The organism is Paenibacillus senegalensis JC66, assembly GCF_000285515.1.
Lineage (GTDB): Bacteria > Bacillota > Bacilli > Paenibacillales > NBRC-103111 > Paenibacillus_L > Paenibacillus_L senegalensis.
In genome coordinates this window covers 567,109-571,113 of sequence record NZ_HE610960.1, presented here as the reverse complement: position 1 = coordinate 571,113, position 4,005 = coordinate 567,109, and the positions used below count along the sequence as shown (strand labels likewise).

General features: G+C 38.6%; 6 protein-coding genes and 1 pseudogene. All 7 read left to right on the top strand.

What is annotated here, in order from left to right; genetic code table 11:
• A pseudogene (locus PSHG_RS31235) lies at window positions 1-222 on the top strand (hypothetical protein); the annotation flags it as partial.
• A gap of 211 nt (window positions 223-433) precedes the next feature.
• Window positions 434-967: a phosphotransferase-like protein gene (locus tag PSHG_RS18295; protein ID WP_010275878.1), complete on the top strand. Its 534-nt coding sequence runs from the start codon at window positions 434-436 to the stop codon at window positions 965-967.
• A 497-nt stretch (window positions 968-1,464) separates the two neighbouring features.
• Window positions 1,465-1,920, top strand: a complete 456-nt coding sequence (locus tag PSHG_RS18290) for a hypothetical protein (protein ID WP_026021464.1) — start codon at window positions 1,465-1,467, stop codon at window positions 1,918-1,920.
• A gap of 17 nt (window positions 1,921-1,937) precedes the next feature.
• The gene (locus tag PSHG_RS30690; protein WP_157213471.1) at window positions 1,938-2,099 is read left to right on the top strand and encodes a hypothetical protein; all 162 of its coding nucleotides are present in this window, start codon (window positions 1,938-1,940) and stop codon (window positions 2,097-2,099) included.
• A 171-nt stretch (window positions 2,100-2,270) separates the two neighbouring features.
• A complete protein-coding gene (locus PSHG_RS28190; protein WP_010275873.1) occupies window positions 2,271-2,606 on the top strand; it encodes a DUF3024 domain-containing protein in 336 nt (111 codons plus the stop codon).
• A gap of 170 nt (window positions 2,607-2,776) precedes the next feature.
• Window positions 2,777-3,370: a GNAT family N-acetyltransferase gene (locus tag PSHG_RS18275; protein ID WP_010275872.1), complete on the top strand. Its 594-nt coding sequence runs from the start codon at window positions 2,777-2,779 to the stop codon at window positions 3,368-3,370.
• A 190-nt stretch (window positions 3,371-3,560) separates the two neighbouring features.
• The coding region (locus PSHG_RS28185) for a serine hydrolase (RefSeq protein WP_010275870.1) at window positions 3,561-4,005 on the top strand (445 nt) is incomplete at its 3' end.

Here is a 4,005-nt window from a genome sequence, read left to right as displayed (position 1 = left end):
AAACAAAAAATTGGTGTTGAGGAGTGTCATTATAAGCCAGATTTAACGATGTTAAAACTGATGTACAAGTGGACAAATAACTTTGAGAGAGATAGGGATAATTTTGAAAAGAAATTGAGCAAGTATAACGAAAAAATAATTAGACTACCTGACAATAATCATGTTAATTTCAAAAATATAGAATGCTACAGACGCCTGCTCAAGAAGCGGCACATCCGATAACTCCGTATTCCCGAAGGGGGCTGACGCCTCTTGGTTCCAGATGTATAATCATGGAAGGAGCTCTGCCAACACACGACCCAGCCTATGATAGAGCTATCTAAGGCGGGGTCGTGTCGTGTATAAGAGCCGTTATCCAAAAACCCCTGAAAATAATATAAACCGCAAGAAAGAGTAAAGATTCTTTAAACTCATGTGAAGGATGATGGGACATTTGAATAAAGGGAGAATTATATTTTTAAATGGCGTAACGAGTTCAGGTAAAACTTCAATTGTAGAAGCTATGCAATCTTACTCCGAACCATTCTTTTATGTAGTTGCCAATGATCTTTTTGAAAATACGATTGGTGATCAACATTTGCGGTCAGACTACTGGAAGTATTTAAGCGAAGTAATAATTATAATGTATCACACAGCCAAATTATTTTCGGATAGCGGAAAGCATGTATTAATCGATGGGATACTTGTTGAACAACCTGAGTTACAGCCGCATTATGATAAAGTCAAAGAGATATTTAGTGGATATCCTTTGGAAATAGTCGAGGTATACTGTCCTCTAGATCTCTGTCGTAAGCGAAATATAGAACGTGGTGACAGAAGAGAAGAACAATCGGAAGAGCAATGTAAAATAATGTCACAGAATATTCGCTATAGTTGTTCAGTTGATACTAGTTTGAATACACCAGAAGAATGTGCAGAGATCATTATTAAATCATTTTTTAAAGAGAATGCTACAAGTTGTAAATGAAAAGATACTGAATATGACTCAAGGAGTCGAGGCCATCTGAGAACAATGCCTTCACGCTGCGGGCGCTAACTCGGTCCTTGGTCTCGCACCAGGATTTTGAAACAGGCGGGCACATATGTGTCAGCGTTTATATGAGGTGTACTCAAGATCTCTGGTAGAGATATCAATTTTATATCTCAAGGATTCCTGGAAGTCAGTCGTAAAGACTCTAGGAGAGCTTATATGATATATCTTTTTATATCGCTATTAATGGCTGACATAGTCAAACAGGCGAAATTATGAGAGAAGCCAAAATTAACTCGAATATCTGATAAGGGAGCTTACTTAGGCATGTTTGATAGACGCGTTAGCGGCCAGACGCGCCGCCGAGCTAATGATTAGCGGCCCTGCAACGTTAGTATTATCAGAGCAAATAAAGCAATTAAACGATCAAACTGAAGTAGCTTGGTAATAACTTTTATACTACAGTTAGGTAATAAAGTGTAAGGAGTGGAAGTGTGTTATTACACATGCGTAGCGGCGAGACATATCCTGTTACTTTCCTGGCATTGCACCCGTATGACATAAAAAACCAGATGCGCGATTGGGTTTTCAATTGGTCTGTCTATTTCAATCACCCTGAAGTTGAAGTATATAAAATGGTTATCAATGGAAACAATGTAATACAAGGTGCAATAGCTCTTGAGGGTCGAAAGGATCATGTATATATCCATCTGATTGAAAGCTTACCCAATAACCGTAAGGAGTTAGATCTAATTGGGGAACATTTAATTGCATTCGCATGCAAACGCAGCATTGAGCTTGGTCATGAAGGTTTTGTTATGCTTCAATCGAAGACTAAAGAGGGGCTTATCTCGTTCTATGTTAATCATATTGGTGCTCAACACATAGGCCGTGGCCACATGATTATATCCGATGCTGTTGCCAATCGGTTGATTATGCTATACTTATAAAGAGGTGGTGATTGGCCATGAAGAAAAAAATAAGTCTTGATGAAGCAGCCCGCCGATATGCAAATGGTCAGTATGTTGTTCAATCAGTGCCTGGACCCAATCCAACACGTGACAGGTTGGCCAGCAATGCTATAGCAAAGTTAAAACAGGATCGATCCGGTACTAAGGTTCGCCAATAAGGCGGGCCTTTTATCTTTACCGAACATGTCGTCTTTTTTTGGTACGGTTAAATTATTGGAAGTGTTATTTCACCTCCAGGTCCTTAAGAGAGTGGGGCATCGTGAATACGAGAGACATCAGCTGAAATCACCTGCGGTAAAAGATAAACAAACACGATGGAGTGGTTATTTATGGCGTTTGATACTTTCACTAAGAAAAGACTTGAAAAAATACTTGATAACTACATTGAAATGAAGATACCTCGGCATCTCAAGGATGAGTATAAGATCATTTATAAGTTTCGGGGAAATACAATTACTCTATCGCAGGATAGGCCTTCATTTATGCCGGGTCAACGAGTTGAGTTACCGATAGCACAATTCAGATTTGATGAAAACAAATGGAAGGTATATTGGAAGGATAGTAAAAATAAGTGGCATTTTGTAGATTCTATAATACCAATAGATGACTTTGAAAAACAATTAATGATGATTGAGAAGAGTGAGTATGGATATATGTGGATGTAGTTCGCAGAGGCCAAAGACTTCAGATAACCGCATTCACGCATCGGGCTTACGACCTCGGTCGCAGACGTGAATTTGAGAAGTACGCTGCGACAACTTCCTACGGGAGTTCGGAATACGAGAAACGTTATCCTGAAAGCTGGACACTAATATATTATCAGGGGGGGGGCGCAATGATGCAAATTGAAGAACATTTTCAGGAGTTCCCTGTTCTTGAAACTGCACGAACAAGATTAAGAAAGATAAGTTACGCAGATCAGGAGGATATGTATAGTTATTGTAGATCTCCAATAGTATCGAGATATACGGTTTGGGACACTCATCAGTCACTTGAAGATACAAAAGCATTTATTGAATTTGTATTAAACCGTTATGACATACAGAAAGTAGGACCTTGGGGAATTGAGCACAAACAGGAAAAGAAACTAATTGGTAGTTGTAGTTTTGTAAGTTGGGATAATCGAAATAAAAGAGCAGAGCTTGGCTATGTATTGTCAAATAAATATTGGAATCAAGGCTACATGACCGAGGTAATTAGAAGAGTATTAGAGTTTGGATTCAATGAATTAGGGTTAGTTCGAATTGAAGCAAGATGCCATGTGGATAATATCGGATCGGCTAGAGTAATGGAGAAGACTGGAATGCGATTTGAGGGGATATTGAGAAGGCATATCTGGGCAAAGGGAGCATTTCAGGATGTAAAATTGTATTCAATAATTAAAGACGAGTTTGCAAGTGAACTCGAAGAAGGTCCAGCCATCAGCTAACATAGCATTCATGCATTCATGCATCGGGCTGGTCTTCGATCGTACTTGGTCGCGGAGAGATTTCAAGAAACGGAATCAGGCGGACACATCGCATCACCTAACAGTCCAAGCGCAGCCGGTCTATCGGCCCTAAGGTAATGAGACGTCGTATATGAAAGTTCTGAGAAATAATAATTTGGAGGTTTAACTTATGAAAGGCTCATTACTTACAGATATTAAATTTGAACCATTAATATCGTATACAGAAAAAGCAGCAGAAAAATATGGCTCTTCTGCTGCTTCTCTTGTTATAATCCAAAACAACAATTTTTTAACAGAATGGTATTCAGGGAATCATCACTTTAAAAAAGGAGCTCGTGAAATAAAAGTTGATTCCATGTTTAATTTGTATTCAATAAGGAAGACGTATGTCGGACTTGCTACAGCCATTGCTGTTGTGGAAAGTAAATTGTCCATCGACAGTAAAGTTTCTGATGTTCTCATAAATAAATCTGAATACGATTTAGGTTATACAACAATTAGAGATTTAGCAACAAAGACAGGGGCTAAATATTTTGGATTAAATCGTATTGAACGTGAGGAAGTAGCATGCGAACTTGTTAAAGAACTGACAGGATATAGTATTGCTGAACTAA

Coding starts and splice junctions, on each gene's coding strand:
- PSHG_RS30690 (WP_157213471.1), top strand. CDS start 1,938: ATGAAGAAAAAAATAAGTCTTGATGAAGCAGCCCGCCGATATGCAAAT.
- PSHG_RS28190 (WP_010275873.1), top strand. CDS start 2,271: ATGGCGTTTGATACTTTCACTAAGAAAAGACTTGAAAAAATACTTGAT.
- PSHG_RS18275 (WP_010275872.1), top strand. CDS start 2,777: ATGATGCAAATTGAAGAACATTTTCAGGAGTTCCCTGTTCTTGAAACT.